This window comes from Putridiphycobacter roseus (assembly GCF_003234935.1).
GTDB lineage: Bacteria > Bacteroidota > Bacteroidia > Flavobacteriales_D > Crocinitomicaceae > Putridiphycobacter > Putridiphycobacter roseus.
In genome coordinates this window covers 63,077-79,415 of the sequence record NZ_QKSB01000009.1, presented here as the reverse complement: position 1 = coordinate 79,415, position 16,339 = coordinate 63,077, and the positions used below count along the sequence as shown (strand labels likewise).

Sequence of the window (16,339 nt, the reverse complement as noted above, 5' to 3'; positions counted from 1 at the left end):
AAATTTTATTTATAATTAACTGCTAATAGCCAACCGCTAAATGCTATTTAGAAAACTCGTCAACGGACTACTTGCTTCGGCTTTTGCAATAACTGGAGCTAATTTGGCGTTATAAGCCATTCTTCCCGCTTCCACAGCTAATTTAAATGCTTTAGCCATTGCAACTGGGTTTTGGGAAACAGCAATTGCGGTGTTTACTAATACTGCATCAGCACCTAATTCCATAGCGTAGGCCGCGTGTGAAGGAGCACCGATTCCAGCATCAACGATCACCGGGACATTACTTTGGTCGATTATGATTTCTAAAAACGCCTGTGTTTGCAAGCCTTTGTTACTCCCTATTGGTGCTCCTAAAGGCATGACGCATTGTACACCCACATCTTCTAATCTCTTACATAACACTGGGTCAGCATGAACGTAAGGCATTACGATAAAGCCTTTTTTTACTAGTTCTTCTGCAGCTAATAATGTTTCAATTGGATCGGGTAATAAGTATTTCGGGTCTGGATGAATTTCTAATTTTACCCAGTTCGTTCCCAAAGCTTCTCTAGATAATTCCGCGGCAAAAATAGCTTCTTTGGCATTTCTAACGCCAGACGTATTTGGTAATAAATTAATATGTGCCGCGCTTAAATGCGTTAATATGTCGTCGTTTTGGTCTTGAACATCTACTCTTTTTAAAGCAACGGTAATTAATTCACTTGCAGAAGCCAATAAGGCGTCTTTCATTAAGCTAGAGTTTGAAAATTTTCCAGTTCCAGTGAATAATCTAGAGGTAAATGTTTTGTCGGCAATTTTTAATAAATCATTCATATTCCTTGATTAATTTTTTATTTTGTTCAATTGTTTGTTGGGTGAGTAAACTTGAAATTGCTACCCCATGTAGACCCATATCTAACAATGGTTGAATATCATTTTCTACAATTCCACCTATGGCATAAATTGGGATTTTAATTTTCAAGATATCTAATTTATGGATTATTTCTTTGTAGCCATTGTAGCCCAAAATAGGATCAAGATTTGTTTTTGTTGGTGTAAACCTTAAAGGACCTAATCCTATATAATCTGCTCCTTCTTTATACAATTGAATACAATCTTCTAACGTGTTCGCTGTTCCTCCAATAATCGAATCTGATAAATTATTTCTTACGTCGCTTATTTTACCATCTTTTTGACCTAAATGTAAGCCGGTTGTAGGAATTTGTTCGACGATATTGCTGTAATCGTTAATAATTAAAAGCGCATTAAATTTATTACATATTTCTAAGGCTTTTTGTACGGTGATGAGTACTTCGGTAAGCGGAAGGTTTTTTAAACGAAGTTGTATTAATTTACAACCTGATCGACAAACTTTTTCAATGTTTAGCAAGTGGTTTGCGGTACTTTTACCTTGTGAAATATAATATATTTTTGTCAATTTATTCATGTTCAAAATCGTCTAGAATTTCAGTGTCAGGGGTTAAAGAATTGGCGCTTATAAAAAAGGATAACCAATAGGAAAGGTTGACAATAATTACGCCTGCAAGCATAAACAGGTTTGCAAATGGCCAATGCATAAATTTAACTGCTATGCCTAAAACAAAAATGGTAAAACCAGTTAAGAATAATATGTTGGTTGTCTTATTGTTCTTAATAGGGTCTGCAGTATTTGTTTTTACTTCTATCCATGATTTAATACCATAGATAATAAAAGCCGCAATGATAAGGTGCATGATTTCTATCCTGCCTAAAAAAGAAGTATAATGCATTACTTTAAAGAAGTAGAGAAAAAGAAGTAAGCCATTCAATACGTTTAAAATTTGTAGTATAAATTTAGGTCTTTTCATGGTGCGTGGTAACCTATTAATCCTGTTTGACTACTTAATACTGCCTCGATATATCTTTTAGACTTTAAAACACTTTTATGAATGGGATAGCCTTTGGCAATATTGCATGCCAATGCAGATGCAAATATACAGCCGCTACCGTGTTTTGGAGAACATTGATATGGTTTAGGGTTAAAATTCAGTGTTTTTTCAGAAAGAAATAGCCTATCTTTTCCCAATTGAGTGGGATGATGTCCACCTTTAAGTAAAACTGCACAATATTTCGATAATTCGGCTGCACCAATGATTGCATCTTCATTACCACTCAATATTTTAGCCTCTTCCCAATTTGGTGTAATAAAGTCGACTAAGGCTAATGTTTCCGCAAGGTCATCAAGATTGTGTTGAAAATTAAACCCAGCTGAAGCCGATAAAACTGGGTCCCAAACGATTTTTAAAGCTGGATAATGTGTAAGGCAAATGTTTAACCACTGGTTTAAACTTTTTAGATTGGGAACCAATCCTATTTTTACGACATCAAACTTGTAGGTGGACAATAGAAGTTCTAATTGGGCCTGTACAATTGCTTCATCAATCCAGTTGCAGGAAAGGAACTTATCACCGGTTTGGATGGTGTTGGCAGTTTGAACCGCCATGCCTATACAACCATTTTGTTCCATGGTTTTAATGTCTGCTAGAATTCCTGCTCCTCCTGAAGGATCGAAGCCTGCAATTGTCAATATGTTTGGTCTTGTTTTCAAATTAATTTAAGGTATTGTGCTTCGAAACTGTTTTCGATATATTTTTTGCTTGGCTGTCGCCTTCGTAAATAACATGCGAACCGACAGTTTTATGGTGCATGGATGTTAAATAGTCTTTCCAATATTCTCCGAGTAGGACATAGCCGGAGAATCCGAGGTTTTTTATTGTTTCGGCTTTTTCTTCGGTAACTCCTCCTAGTGCAATTATCGTTCGATTAGTATTTTTTAATTGACTTCGTAAATAGTTATGGTCTTCGAATTTTGAAGGGTAATCAGGTTTTGAAATACTATTAAATATTGGGCTTAAAAACACATAATCTGTTTCAAAAGGTAGATTTTCTATTTCCTCAAAACTGTGCGCTGAATAAGAAATATGATCTGGTATTTGATTGTATACTTTTAGCTTTTTATCCAATAACAAAATGGGCTCAATGTGGCATTTATCGCTTTCTTTTATCGTGCAAATTTGACTGAGGGCCGCCTTGTTTAAATGTATGCCACCTAAGCCATATTTTTTGATTAGATGAAAGTTGTTATGGATTATTATTTTATAATAATATGCTTCATCAATTGCTTCAATTAATTTAATTAAATCTTCTGGTGGATAGTCTGGTTTACGCAAATGAAAATAATCAATGTCACTTGCCAATACCTGATTGATCAACGAGATTTCATTGGGTACAGGTGTTGGATATGAAAGGATTATTTTCAACATTTTTACTAGCTATTGGCCCAGGGATTGAAGTGGCATCCTTTTTTTATTTTTGTAAGGATAAAAAAAGATATAACGTAAAGCCCGACCCTTCTCAGTTGGATAACTGAGAAGGGTGTGCTCTAAATATTACAAATAAACTTCGCTTCCTTTGTCTTTAAATTCAGCTGCTTTTTCTTTCATTCCTTCTTCGAGTGCAGTTTGTTCGTCCATGTCTTTTTGTGCGGCATAATCTCTTACTTCTTGTGAAATTTTCATAGAACAGAAATTCGGTCCACACATGGAACAGAAGTGTGCAATTTTAGCGCCTTCAGCAGGTAGTGTTTCATCATGATATTCTCTTGCCAATTCAGGATCTAAAGAGAGGTTGAATTGATCTTCCCAACGGAATTCGAATCTTGCTTTACTTAAAGCGTCATCACGGTGTTGTGATCCGGGGTGACCCTTTGCTAAATCGGCAGCATGTGCAGCAATCTTATAGGTAATTACTCCTGTTCTTACATCTTCTTTATTCGGGAGACCTAAATGTTCTTTAGGAGTTACGTAACAAAGCATTGCTGTTCCGTACCAGCCAATCATTGCCGCTCCAATACCTGAAGTAATGTGATCGTAACCCGGTGCGATATCCGTGGTAAGTGGCCCTAATGTGTAAAAAGGTGCCTCTCCACAAACTTCAATTTGTTTGTCCATATTGGCTTTAATCATGTGCATTGGCACGTGACCAGGTCCTTCAATAAATGTTTGTACTTCGTGTTTCCAAGCTATTTTTGTCAGTTCACCAAGCGTTTCTAATTCAGCAAATTGTGCTTCATCATTTGCATCAGCAATTGAACCTGGACGTAAACCATCTCCCAGAGAGAAAGCAACGTCATACGCTTTCATAATTTCACAAATATCTTCAAAGTGCGTATACAAGAAACTTTCTTTGTGATGTGCTAGACACCATTTCGCCATAATTGATCCACCACGAGAAACAATTCCAGTTACTCTTTTTGCAGTCATGGGAACATAAGCCAATCTTACACCTGCATGGATGGTGAAATAATCAACTCCTTGTTCTGCTTGTTCGATCAATGTATCCCTGAAAATTTCCCAGGTTAAATCTTCTGCTTTTCCATTTACTTTTTCTAAAGCTTGATAAATTGGAACGGTACCAATTGGAACTGGAGAGTTTCTTACAATCCACTCTCTAGTTTCGTGTATGTTTTTACCTGTAGAAAGGTCCATGATATTATCAGCGCCCCAACGACAAGCCCATACTGCTTTTTCAACTTCTTCTTCAATACTTGAAGTAGTTGCTGAGTTACCGATATTGGCATTGATTTTCACTAAAAAGTTACGACCAATAATCATTGGTTCTGCTTCTGGGTGATTGATGTTTGAAGGAATTACTGCTCTACCACGTGCTACTTCATCTCTTACAAATTCAGGAGTAATGGTATCGGGGATACTTGCCCCAAAACTTTGCCCTGGGTGTTGTTTTGTCAAACGAATCGCGTCTAAAACTTTTTGATTTTCTCTAATGGCAATGTATTCCATCTCTGGCGTAATGATTCCCTTTTTAGCATAGTGCATTTGAGATACATTTTGACCTTTTTTTGCTCTTTTTGGTTTACGTTTTAAGTCAAATCTTAAATGGTCTAAGCTTTTGTCAGCCATTCTCAATCTGCAATATTCCGAACTGAATTCATCCAACTCTTCCACATCACCTCTTCCCATAATCCACTCTTCGCGAATAGGTTCAATTCCTTGGTGAACATTAATGGTTTTATTTGGATCGGTATAGGGTCCACTTGTATCGTAAATGACTACGGACTGATTTTTTGATCGCTTTTGTGTCATTGAATCTACTGTGTCAGATAGTTCAACTTCGCGCATGGCAACTTTTACATTTTTGTGTATACTACCTGCTACATAAATCTTAGTAGATTTAGGAAAGGGAGTAGTAGAAATTTTACCTTCTGATGGTGCAGTGTCTTTTTTCTTCATCTTTTTTAAGCTATTAGCCATTTGCGTTTTGCAATTAGCGCGTTCATATTATTTTTTAATCTAATTATTTACCCAAGATAGTTATTCTTAAGTAATGGTCATTTTACCCGCCTTGGGTTGCCGTTATTATTAATATTTGATCATTTTCAACTAATTTTTGCACCTGCCAATTACTTTGTGGAACAACTTGTTCGTTTAAAGCTATGGCAATACCATTTTGGTTGGGTAATAATTTTTCAAGAAAACTGGCCAAAGTAATATTGGCTTCAATTTTTTGAATGTTATTATTGACAGAAATTTGAATCATATCCAAAGTTTAAATTGTTACTTTGGAAGTGTCGACTGCCCGAAATTTGGGCTAATTTTTAAAGTGACGCTAACTTTTCCCTACGGTTGTATGACCAACATCAGGTTCAAAGGGTATGTCTCAGCTCGTATAAATACAAACACCCCCAAAGTGCAAAGCAAATCTACTAAAAAATGGAATAGGAGGCTGCAGGTTTTTATTTTATTTTAAAAGACAATTGTATGCCACAATGTATATTCGTTATTAATATTTCAACTTTTGTGTTGATTATAACGTCTGTATACTAAAATATTTATTTTTTATTACTAACATTGATTTTTATTAAAATATATTATGAAGAATTATAAAGCAGTTTTATTATTATTACTCCTTAGCAATCTGCCAAATATAGCCAAGGCGCAATGTAATTTAGACTTGGGTAACGATACTGTAATTTGTCCACCAGATTTATTTCAGTTGGATGCAGGTCCAAATTTTGCTAATTATTTATGGCAAGACGGTACAAGTAACCAAACGACATTTGTTACAGGACCTGGCGTATATTGGTGTGAAGTAAATTCTTTAAGTAATAATTTAATAGTAAATGGCGATTTTTCGGCAGGTTCTACTAATTTCACTTCTGACTATACCGTTGGAGCCGGTGGAACTTGGGGGCCTGTTTCAAATGTAGAAACATATTTTGTGACCACAAATTCGAGTACAGCCCATTCTAATTTTGCTTCTTGTGGTGACCATACAAATGGTACTGGAAATATGATGGTGATTAATGGTTCTACTACAGTAAATCAAAATATCTGGTGTCAAAATGTAACTGTTTTACCCAATACAAATTATGTGCTTTCTGCATGGTTTCAAGTGTATGGTAGTAATGCGCCAGACATTGCTTTTATGATAAATGGAACACAGGCTGGTACTAGCTTTTTAGATAATACGACAGCGGCATGTGATTGGGTAAATCATTCGGTAGTATGGAATTCAGGGGTAAATACCAGTGCTGATGTCTGTTTTGTAAATAGTGTTTTAACTCAAAATGGGAATGATTTTTCAATGGATGATATTAGTTTTGGTACGGTTTGTACGGTTAGAGATACTTTAGTTGTAGCCAATGCTTCAATTCAAGCTACGCTTACCAATGTAGTTGCTGCATCTTGCGCTAATGCTGCAGATGGTACGGCAACCATTAGTAACATCACAGGAACAAGTGGTGGTCCGTATACAGTAACATGGACAGACCCAACTGGTAATGTACATGATGTAAACACGGTGGCTCAAAATGGTTCTTTTACACAGTCTAATTTGTTTTTAGGTAACTGGACTGTAAATATTAGTGATGGAACAGGTTGTGATTACAATACCAATTTTAATATTCAGTCAGGTTCTATTGCCATAGATGTTACTTCAAATAATCCACAGTGTTTTGGAACTGCTACTGGATCAATTTCGGCAACGACTTCAACGAGTGGTACATTTAATTTTGTAATTACAGATGCTGCTGGCACGGTAGTAAACAATACTGGAACCAATACAGCTAATAATTTAGTAGCGGGAACCTATACCGTTACATATAGTGACGGAAGTGGTTGTGATATTGCGGAAGTGGTTGAGTTAACAGATCCAGCACAAATTTCTGCTAGTATTGCTACTGTTGACCCTCTATGCCACAATGATATAACAGGTATTGCTTATGTGGCCAGTATTACTAATTTTCAAGGAGATGCTGCATCTATTTACTATTCTTGGTTACCAATTGGTATCAATGGTTTATTAAAGGATTCCGTTAACGGACTTGCACCTGGTACGCACGAATTAAAGGTAGTAGACGGTGTGGGGTGTGAAAACGCTTTTAGCTTTACTATTTTAAATCCAGACCCATTAAAAGCAACAGTAGAAGTGACCAGTAAAACATATTGCAGAACAGCAGATTTTCAAAACGGAAATGGCGTAGTTATTGGCTATACCGCTGGCAATGATTCCTCAGGTACAGGTTCTGTTTCTTATGAATGGGAAAACCTTGTAAATGGCGACATTAGCAATTTTTCAACTTTTGTTGTAAAAACACCTGGAGACATGCAGTTAACCATTACAGATGCAAATGGTTGTCAAGATATTTCTACAGTTTATGTAGATTCTTTAAATCCTATTGCGAATTTTAGTGTGGCATCAGATGAATTTTTAAATCCATCCATATATGAAGGAACAGAACCGGTGAAAATTAAGATTACTAACTTGTCTGAAAATTTTGCGCAAATTGGAAATCCACTTTCGGATACTATTTTTCAATGGAATTTAAACAGCAGTAATATCACAACAGATGGTAAATGGTTTTTTACTTATGATTTAAATGAGAAAGTAGATACTATTTATACAGGTGAAGCTATTTATGAAGTGTGTATGGTAGCTAAAAATTATAATGATTGCGTAGATACTAGTTGTACTGAGATTATTGTACATTCAGTTGTTGATTTGGTTATACCAAATGTTTTTACGCCTGGTGCTTACCCTAACAATGAGTTCTTTTTTCCAAGTTCAGGTGTTAAAACATTTAATAGTGTTGTTTATAATAGATACGGTGTTCCAGTATTTGAATTCCTTGATATTGATGATAAATGGGATGGTAATCACTATAAATCTGGTAAACCATGTTCAGAAGGGGTGTATTTTTTCACCTATAAGGGAGAATCAACCAATGGTTTAAAACTTGAAGGGAACGGCAATGTGGAACTAATTAGAGGTAAAAAATAAATCATATTGAAGCTTTACTCCTAAACTATAATAGTTTAAAGTATATTAGGGCAAAAGAAAGTGTATTGCAAAAAAAAACTGGTTTCCAATTGTCTCAATAAAGATGAATGTTAAAATTTAAGGTTGTTTCCTTTTATTAAGGAGTATTTATGTAAGAATTGGGAACTATTTTTAATGGTAAATAAAGGTTTTAATAAAACATGAATTTATTTAATTATAATATTAATAGTTCATTAGATTTCTATGAAAAATCTAAATTTTTACTCGCATGGCGGGTCAATTTGATATTTTCAGTAGTTTTTTTTGGGCTATGTATTTTGTATATTAATAGTCCCATTGAAGAGTTGAAAATGTACTTTATTTGTTTTATCATTTCAATGCTCTGCTTAGGCTATTTATTTTTTATTAAAAAAGCTGGACTTGTCTATCTTATTGCTTCATTTCTTGGAACAATTATTTTGTTTTTTACGATTAATATATTGCCAAGAAGTAATCATTCCGCAGATTATTGTTGGATTGGGTTGGTTATTTTGTTTGCTTTCTTCGGACTTGGCAAAAGAAATGGAATATTCATTACGGCGTTAAATGGTATTACCGTTATATTTTCTGCAATTTATACGGGTAATTTATACACAGAAAATCTTATAGCATTAGAAAGAAATGTGGTTATAAATGTAGAGGTTTTTACCGCCCTTAGCTTATCTGCTTATATCATTTATGAGTTTCTGACTATTAATAATTATTACCATGCGGAAATTGAGCTTGCAAATTCAGAATTAAGGGCACAAAATGAGATAATAAAAGTGCAAAATGATGAGAAAACCGTTTTAATTAAAGAGATTCATCACCGGGTGAAAAATAATCTTCAAATTATTATCAGTTTGCTGCGCTTGCAACAATATGAAATACAATCAGAGGATGTTAAAAAGCAATTTGGGGATGCCATCAATCGAATTATGGCCATGAGCCTTATTCACCAAAAGTTATATTTAGGTGATTCTCTATCGAAAGTTAATTTAGAAGAATATATCAATGATTTATGTAAAGATATTTCCAGTATTTCGAACTTGTCAAAACCTATAGAATATGACATCCAAGTTTCTGTTGCGGGTTTAAATTTAAAAACAATCATCCCGATAGGTTTAATGATTAATGAGTTAGCAACAAACTCTATCAAGCATGCCTTTCAAAATAGTGTACACCCGCTAATAAGAATTCAATTATGTGAAGCGGATTTAGGGCAGTTAAGTATGTGTTATTTTGATAATGGAAATTGGAGTGAACAAACTAGAGGGCATAAGGGTTTTGGTTTAGAGTTGATTGAAACTTTGACAGAACAGTTAGATGGAAGCTTTACCTGTGATATTGATGCTGCAGGCACCACATTTATGTTTCAAATATCTAACATTTAATTTTTTGCATTTCTTACTGTTAAGGCGAAGGTTTTATGACTTTTGGCCATGAGAAATATTTTTGCTGTATGGCATTAAAGTTAAGCTCAATATTTTTCTATCTTTGAAAAACACACTTTCAATTTATTACCTATGTCTTATCGAAAAGTAGCTATTGTTCCTCCTGAAAAATTTGAAGATCTAAAACTAGAAGGTCAAAAACATAAGGCAGCTGGGTTTACGGCTATTCAAAAATCCTTTAGGCATATTACAGAAGAGATGGGACTTTTAAAAGGGATTAAAATCCTCAATAAAATGAACCAAAAAGGCGGCTTTGATTGTCCGGGATGTGCTTGGCCTGACCCTGATGGGCACCGATCGGCTTTAGGAGAATATTGCGAAAATGGCGCAAAAGCAATCGCAGAAGAAGCAACGGACAAAAGAGTTACGCCAGCATTTTTTAAAGCCAATTCGGTTGAGGCCATCAGTGAACAAACTGATTATTGGATTGGTAAACAAGGAAGGTTGACCACACCTATGTACTTGCCAAAAGGAAGTTCTCACTATGAGCCGATTTCTTGGGAGGATGCTTTTACAAAGATAGGAGATAAGTTAAAATCTTTGGATAGCCCTAACGAGGCAGTTTTTTATACATCTGGTAGAACCAGTAATGAAGCGGCTTTTATGTATCAATTAATGGTACGTGAATATGGCACTAATAATATGCCGGACTGTTCTAACATGTGTCACGAATCAAGTGGGACGGGTTTAGGAGATACCGTAGGTATTGGGAAAGGTTCGGTTACTTTAAATGATTTTTACGAAGCGGAATTGGTGATTGTAATGGGGCAAAACCCAGGTACGAATCATCCTAGAATGTTAAGTGCGCTAGAAAAATGCAAAAATAATGGCGGTACTATTGTGGGGGTGAATCCTATTAATGAGGCGGGGACTAGTAATTTTATTAATCCTCAAAATCCTTTCGCAGTATTAAGTGGTGGTACAGATTTAGAAGATTTATTTGTGCAAGTAAAAATTAATGGAGATGTTCCTTTATTAAAAGCAACCATGATTTTGATGCTGGAAGCGGAAGAAAAAGCGCCAAATTCGGTATTTGACCATGAATTTATTGACAAATACTGTGAGCATTATGATGCATTAGTCGACCATTTAAAAGCAAGCGATTTTAACCAAGCAGTAAAAGAAAGTGGTGTCAGTGAAAAAACAGTTCGTGCATTTGCACAATTGGTCATTGAAAAAAAGAAGATTATTATTTGCTGGGCAATGGGCATTACCCAACATAAAAATGGGGTTGGAAATGTACAAGAGATTGTAAATTTATTATTGTTAAAAGGAAGTATTGGAAAACCTGGAGCTGGTACTTGTCCTGTGCGAGGGCATAGTAATGTGCAAGGAGATAGGACTATGGGTATTTTTGAAAAACCCAGTGAAATATTTTTGGAAGCACTGGATAAGAGATTTAGTTTTAATACACCAAGACTGCATGGATATGATGTAGTAGAATCTATTAAAGCAATGCAGGAAGATAAAGTAAAGGTTTTTGTGGGTATGGGAGGTAACTTTATATCTGCAACACCAGATAGTCAATTGACTGGTGAAAGTATGCAAAAAGTAGACTTAACGGTACAGATTTCCACAAAGTTAAACCGTTCACATGTGGTAACTGGCGAAGCAGCAATTATTTTACCTTGCATTTCTCGTTCTGAGACCGATAAACAGTCAAGTGGCATTCAATTTGTGACGGTAGAGAACTCCATGGGGATAGTACATACTAGCAAGGGTGCTTTTGAACCTGCCAGTGAGGACTTAAAAAGTGAACCTGCAATTGTTGCCGGTATAGCAAAAGCAACTTTCACTAATAATCAAGGTAAATGGTCTGCTATGGTTGCTAATTATGATGTGATACGCGACCATATTGAAGTGACTATCGCAGGTTTTGAAAATTTTAACCAAAGGGTAAGACAACCAGCTGGGTTTTATTTGCCAAACGGCTCAAGAGATCGAAATTTTTCAACGGAAAATGGCTTGGCAAAATTTACTGTTAATCCTTTACCAAACCATCAAATTCCTGCAGATCATTTTGTGTTAATGACGGTAAGGACTCATGACCAATACAATACTACTATTTATGGTATGAATGACCGTTATCGTGGTATTTTTAATGAAAGAAGAGTGGTGTTAATGCATAAAGAGGACATGCATGCGCAAGGGTTAAAAGGTGGAGATGTGGTGAACATTACTAGTCATTTTAATGGAGAAAGACGACAGGCAAATAAATTTAAAGTAGTAGAATACGAAATTGCGAAAGGTTGTATTGGTTCTTATTTTCCAGAAACTAATGTTTTGGTACCTATCGATAGTGTCGCCGATAAAAGTAATACACCTGTTTCAAAATTTGTGGAGGTATCTATAAAAAAAGCGCAATCTTAAAAAAGATTACGCTTTTAACAACTATCACTAAAAAATTAGCTTTTAATAAATTGCTGTGTTGAATTGTTCAATTGGATGATATATGTTCCTTTTGACCAATCTGAAACGTCTAGTTGCATACTTTGATTAATGCTTGTTTGCAGTATTAATTTACCTTGCATGCTGTAGATTGAAATATTGGCTGATTCCAAACTGTTTTCAACTGCGATATTTAAAACTGATTGTGTTGGATTAGGGTAAACCAAGAAGCTGATTTCTGGAATGGTGTTTTCTACAGAGGTTACATCTACATTAATACTGTTAAAGGTAGGGTACATCATAGTAAAGTTACCTGTTCCGTTTGGAAACCTTGCCATGGTAAAGTCTGTTGTTTGCCCTCCAAAAGTGACTTGATCTATTAGTTGATAACTTGCATCACTTAAAAAGATGGTTTCCCCATCTGAGGATAGTTTAAGGTCGGCATGTAATCCTGTTTGATTGTCGTCTTTGTCAGCCCATACAATTAAGTAGCCATTTGCTGGAATACTTGTCCCTTGTGGGAATTCCCATAAGGTCAGGTCAGATTGGTCGTCTGATAAAAAATAACCGCTTAAATCAATCGCATTAGCAGTGTTGTTGAACAATTCAATCCAATCGTCATATTCTCCATCTTGATCGGTAACGGTTGTTTCATTATCTGCTTGAAATTCATTAATTACAATATCCCCTACTGGAGGAGTATAGGTTGTTAACTCATGGTATTCGTATTCAGCTCTGGCTGGTGAGAATTTTCCGATATCATTGTTTTCCGCATAGATATAATATTGTACATTTAAATTGGTCATGGTTAAATCAAAACCATAAACACCATCTCCGGCAGCGCCATCATTGTGGTTTCCGTCGTCAAACATCAACGTTCTTGTAAAGGGTGCATATACATTATCACGAAATCCAATATATACATCATTTTCGTTTGTAATGGTGGCGTTAATGGTAACCATGTCATTTAAGTAGGGTGTAGTATTGCTTGGTGATACGTTTGCAATGCTGGGTTCAGTTGTGGTAAAATCAGCTTGACCTAATAAGTAGCTGCTTCTTGCATTCATCAAGTTGGAAATACCTGGGTAAGTAGATCCTCCTCCAGGACCACCTCCACCGCCATTTACATCACTGTTTAAGTTTGAGGTAAAGTTAGCGTAAGTAAAAAACTTGTTGTTATCCGCTTGTACAGCTGAACTGATTAAAGTTTGAAAAGTTTGAGCACTGCTCAGGTAAGAGCCATCATCAAAGTTTTCTAATAATATGGTTTTGATGTGTGCCAAATACATTCTTTTGTACATGGGTACAGTCATCAATTGTTGCATCAATGGAAAATCTGCATCATTTTCGTGTAGTAAATGTGTCAGTTGTTGTTTAGCTGTGGTATTGTTTAAGTTGATGGTTCCTGTTTGAGAAAACACTCCAAATGATTCGTTCAAATCCCAAATGATAGGAATAAATTGATCAAAGTCACTTTTGTACAAGTAATAGTTTTGGGCAAAAGCTCCTATATAACTGTCTAAGTTCACAATCACATTGTCTAGGGCAAGCATCCACAAAGCACGGTCAACATCAAGTATTGATTCAATAGCCGTAAAGTTGTTGTTTAATGTGTCTGTTAATGCAATTAATTCATTCCATCCAAAGTCCGATTTAATTTCATAAGCATCTTCATAATTTGCGCTGTCGGTACCATTATAAGTCAAATCTGGAAAGTCTGATGTTTGTGGACCCGCACCTGCTGGTGGATTACATTTTACAAAAGTGTTGTTTTTAGAATCAAATCGATCCTTTAAAAATGTTTTTGAAATAGCTTCAGAACTTACATATAAACCAATTAAATTTCCGTTTACCGAAACATTGGCAAAATTTGAAAGTGGCGCATCCATGTATTGACGAATAACTTGGTAAGCTAAAACTTCACGTACAAAAGAAGGGTCGTTGGCTACGTTGCTCAATTTAATATCCTTGTATCCCTGATAATCCTGCTCCTTATAAGTGTCTAACTCAATATGAAACGGATTCTTGGTTTGATTTGCATTGTAAGTACTGTTGCCCTTGTATTTTACACCCACACTGTCGAATACTGTGCCGTTCACAGTAACCGAAGTAGCCAGAATGTAACCGTCATTCCCAGCTTTTTCAGCATCTAATAATTGGTCCCAATTGCTTTGTGCAAATGTAATTTCAATGGATTGAATGCTGTTGAGGTCGTAAAAGTTTTGTGCAAAAACGCTGAGGTTTAGGCCTAAAGCGAGCACAAAAATGAGTAGTGATTTGAATTTCATAAATTATAATTTACGTTGATTTAATATATAGACAATGTAATTTTAATATTCCTTCGCTTAGAATGAATTAAAATGTCTCAAATCTTACTAACCACTACTTGCTTCTTTAATGCTTAATTTACTTATATTTGATTTGTAGCAGTTTATGAAAAAAAGCATTTTACTATATCTATTCCTTTATTGTTTACATAGTATTGCACAACCTGTACTTAATATCCGTTTGGATGTCGGCACAGCTGGAGCAACCATATTTTCTAGTGTTTTTGCAACTGACTCATGTTATTTTGTAATGGGCAAAAGTAAAGATCTAATTCCTCCGTACCTTCAGGAAGGCGTTTTTATTAAGTTTAATTTAGATGGATCAATAGCCGATACTACTTACTATAAAAATGATTCAGCAAATTATGTTTTTTGGGAGAGCCCAAATTTAATTAAAACTTTGGATGGTAATTTTGCTCAAACCTTTGCTACCGATACCATTGGTAGTCACAAATATTTTGGTTTTATTAAACTAAAACCAAATGGCGACACCTTAATTTTTAGAACATATTTAGATTTATACCAGCAAAATAATGATGACAGGGTTGTTCAGCCTGGTGGTTTTTTACAGGACCCTATTGACAGTGCATACTATGGCACTGTGAATGTATATCGCTATTCTGATTTAGTAGGAGGTACAGCACTGTTTAAAATAAGCAAAACAGGAGAATTGCTATGGTACCAAACGTATTATGGCATTTCGGGTAATTTTAGAATTTTTAATGCCGCTAGCCTTATTAAAATAGCCCCTGATAGACTAATGATAGGCGGCACACAAACCCACACTCCAGCCGCAAATGCCGATTGGCGAGACAATACAAAAATATTAATTGTAGATACTTTGGGTAATATTATTCAAACCAAAATTTACCCTAACGACCAATTGGCTTATGGTTGCAATGGCCTTTCCCAAACCATGGATGGCGGCTATATTTATGGGGGGCAGAATGGTACATTTGTTCAAAATGGAAATGCTAGAATATATAAGGGACTAATCATAAAATTAGATTATAATTTAAATGAAGTATGGCGGATTGAGGACTTAGAGCCTTCAGGTCAAACGAGGAAAAACTTTGAAAATATTTTAAAAATTTCAGATTCGATTTTTGTTGCAATTGGAAGAACAATCGACACAACAAGTATTAATACACATGGTATTCATACAGGTGGAAGATTATTAAAATTCAATTTGGAAGGAACAATCATTTGGGATAGAAATTATCATAGAGTGGAGTTTTTAGAAAATGAAAACAATATCCCTACCCACATTTTATACGACGTAGATATAACCCCAGATAGTGGTTTCGTCATGGTAGGGCAATCACAAAATTTTGAAGCCACCAACCCCGAACCCATTGGGCAATTAGGTTGGTTAGTAAAAACAGATAAGCACGGCTGTTTGGTGCCCGGATGCGAGGAATTTGATACAGCAGGAAAGCCGCCAGTGGTATCAAAGCCTGAAATTGGTTTGAAAATTTTCCCTAACCCTGTCAATGATGAATTATATATTTATTATGCATCTCAAATAGCTCATGAAAATGTAATTGCATATTTATATAATGTTAATGGACAAATAGTAAAACAATGGGCAATCAATAGCAATTATACAACTTACATGCTAGATGTGAGCCAATTTGCCAAAGGGCTATATGTATTGCAGGTTACTGATGGTATTTCAGTGCTTAAAACAGAGAAGGTGGTAGTGGAGTAGTTCTCGATACACTTCGACATACTCAGTACGGCGAAAATCACCCTGGTGACTACCATGCGCTTCACTAGAACAGGCAGAATAAAGATAGTTGTCCGTTCGTCCCGATTGCTATCGGGAGATTTGTT

General features: G+C 35.5%; 12 protein-coding genes and 1 riboswitch. Of the genes, 4 read left to right on the top strand and 8 right to left on the bottom strand.

Translation table 11 applies throughout. The annotated features are described in order from the left end of the window. Positions 1–36 precede the first annotated feature (36 nt). The 7 genes from DNU06_RS13550 to thiS form a co-directional block, all read right to left on the bottom strand. Positions 37–813, bottom strand: coding sequence for a thiazole synthase (locus tag DNU06_RS13550; RefSeq protein WP_111064031.1), 777 nt, complete (start codon positions 811–813; stop codon positions 37–39). Further along, on the bottom strand, positions 806–1,426 hold the full coding sequence (locus DNU06_RS13545; protein ID WP_111064030.1) for a thiamine phosphate synthase: 621 nt from the start codon (positions 1,424–1,426) through the stop codon (positions 806–808). The genes DNU06_RS13550 and DNU06_RS13545 overlap by 8 nt, the downstream gene beginning before the upstream one ends. Beyond that, on the bottom strand, positions 1,419–1,826 hold the full coding sequence (locus DNU06_RS13540; protein WP_111064029.1) for a hypothetical protein: 408 nt from the start codon (positions 1,824–1,826) through the stop codon (positions 1,419–1,421). The genes DNU06_RS13545 and DNU06_RS13540 overlap by 8 nt, the downstream gene beginning before the upstream one ends. Continuing rightward, the gene (locus tag DNU06_RS13535) at positions 1,823–2,566 is read right to left on the bottom strand and encodes a hydroxymethylpyrimidine/phosphomethylpyrimidine kinase (RefSeq protein WP_146239250.1); all 744 of its coding nucleotides are present in this window, start codon (positions 2,564–2,566) and stop codon (positions 1,823–1,825) included. Before DNU06_RS13535 ends, DNU06_RS13540 begins: the two co-directional genes overlap by 4 nt. 1 nt (position 2,567) lies before the next feature. Then, positions 2,568–3,281, bottom strand: a complete 714-nt coding sequence (locus DNU06_RS13530) for a thiamine phosphate synthase (protein ID WP_111064027.1) — start codon at positions 3,279–3,281, stop codon at positions 2,568–2,570. A gap of 126 nt (positions 3,282–3,407) precedes the next feature. Further along, positions 3,408–5,267, bottom strand: coding sequence for a phosphomethylpyrimidine synthase ThiC (gene thiC / locus DNU06_RS13525; protein WP_111064026.1), 1,860 nt, complete (start codon positions 5,265–5,267; stop codon positions 3,408–3,410). A 103-nt stretch (positions 5,268–5,370) separates the two neighbouring features. After that, positions 5,371–5,574 (bottom strand): sulfur carrier protein ThiS, encoded by a 204-nt coding sequence (thiS, locus tag DNU06_RS13520; protein WP_111064025.1) that lies wholly within the window; start codon positions 5,572–5,574, stop codon positions 5,371–5,373. Between the two features lie 60 nt (positions 5,575–5,634). After that, a riboswitch (TPP riboswitch) is annotated at positions 5,635–5,731 on the bottom strand. 176 nt (positions 5,732–5,907) lie between these two features. On the opposite strand from thiS, the gene DNU06_RS13515 reads away from it, so the two are divergent. The 3 genes from DNU06_RS13515 (at position 5,908) to DNU06_RS13505 (ending at position 12,158) form a co-directional block, all read left to right on the top strand. Further along, positions 5,908–8,316, top strand: coding sequence for a T9SS type B sorting domain-containing protein (locus tag DNU06_RS13515; RefSeq protein ID WP_111064024.1), 2,409 nt, complete (start codon positions 5,908–5,910; stop codon positions 8,314–8,316). Positions 8,317–8,516: 200 nt separating this feature from the next. Beyond that, positions 8,517–9,728, top strand: a complete 1,212-nt coding sequence (locus DNU06_RS13510) for a sensor histidine kinase (protein ID WP_111064023.1) — start codon at positions 8,517–8,519, stop codon at positions 9,726–9,728. A 132-nt stretch (positions 9,729–9,860) separates the two neighbouring features. Next, a complete protein-coding gene (locus DNU06_RS13505; protein ID WP_111064022.1) occupies positions 9,861–12,158 on the top strand; it encodes an FdhF/YdeP family oxidoreductase in 2,298 nt (765 codons plus the stop codon). Positions 12,159–12,193: 35 nt separating this feature from the next. On the opposite strand, the gene DNU06_RS13500 is transcribed toward DNU06_RS13505, so the two are convergent. Then, the gene (locus tag DNU06_RS13500; RefSeq protein ID WP_111064021.1) at positions 12,194–14,464 is read right to left on the bottom strand and encodes a CotH kinase family protein; all 2,271 of its coding nucleotides are present in this window, start codon (positions 14,462–14,464) and stop codon (positions 12,194–12,196) included. A gap of 145 nt (positions 14,465–14,609) precedes the next feature. On the opposite strand from DNU06_RS13500, the gene DNU06_RS13495 reads away from it, so the two are divergent. Continuing rightward, positions 14,610–16,214, top strand: coding sequence for a T9SS type A sorting domain-containing protein (locus DNU06_RS13495; RefSeq protein WP_111064020.1), 1,605 nt, complete (start codon positions 14,610–14,612; stop codon positions 16,212–16,214). Positions 16,215–16,339: the final 125 nt, after the last annotated feature.

Coding starts and splice junctions, on each gene's coding strand:
- DNU06_RS13550 (WP_111064031.1), bottom strand. CDS start 813: ATGAATGATTTATTAAAAATTGCCGACAAAACATTTACCTCTAGATTA.
- DNU06_RS13545 (WP_111064030.1), bottom strand. CDS start 1,426: ATGAATAAATTGACAAAAATATATTATATTTCACAAGGTAAAAGTACC.
- DNU06_RS13540 (WP_111064029.1), bottom strand. CDS start 1,826: ATGAAAAGACCTAAATTTATACTACAAATTTTAAACGTATTGAATGGC.
- DNU06_RS13530 (WP_111064027.1), bottom strand. CDS start 3,281: ATGTTGAAAATAATCCTTTCATATCCAACACCTGTACCCAATGAAATC.
- thiC (WP_111064026.1), bottom strand. CDS start 5,267: ATGAAGAAAAAAGACACTGCACCATCAGAAGGTAAAATTTCTACTACT.
- thiS (WP_111064025.1), bottom strand. CDS start 5,574: ATGATTCAAATTTCTGTCAATAATAACATTCAAAAAATTGAAGCCAAT.
- DNU06_RS13515 (WP_111064024.1), top strand. CDS start 5,908: ATGAAGAATTATAAAGCAGTTTTATTATTATTACTCCTTAGCAATCTG.
- DNU06_RS13510 (WP_111064023.1), top strand. CDS start 8,517: ATGAATTTATTTAATTATAATATTAATAGTTCATTAGATTTCTATGAA.
- DNU06_RS13505 (WP_111064022.1), top strand. CDS start 9,861: ATGTCTTATCGAAAAGTAGCTATTGTTCCTCCTGAAAAATTTGAAGAT.
- DNU06_RS13500 (WP_111064021.1), bottom strand. CDS start 14,464: ATGAAATTCAAATCACTACTCATTTTTGTGCTCGCTTTAGGCCTAAAC.
- DNU06_RS13495 (WP_111064020.1), top strand. CDS start 14,610: ATGAAAAAAAGCATTTTACTATATCTATTCCTTTATTGTTTACATAGT.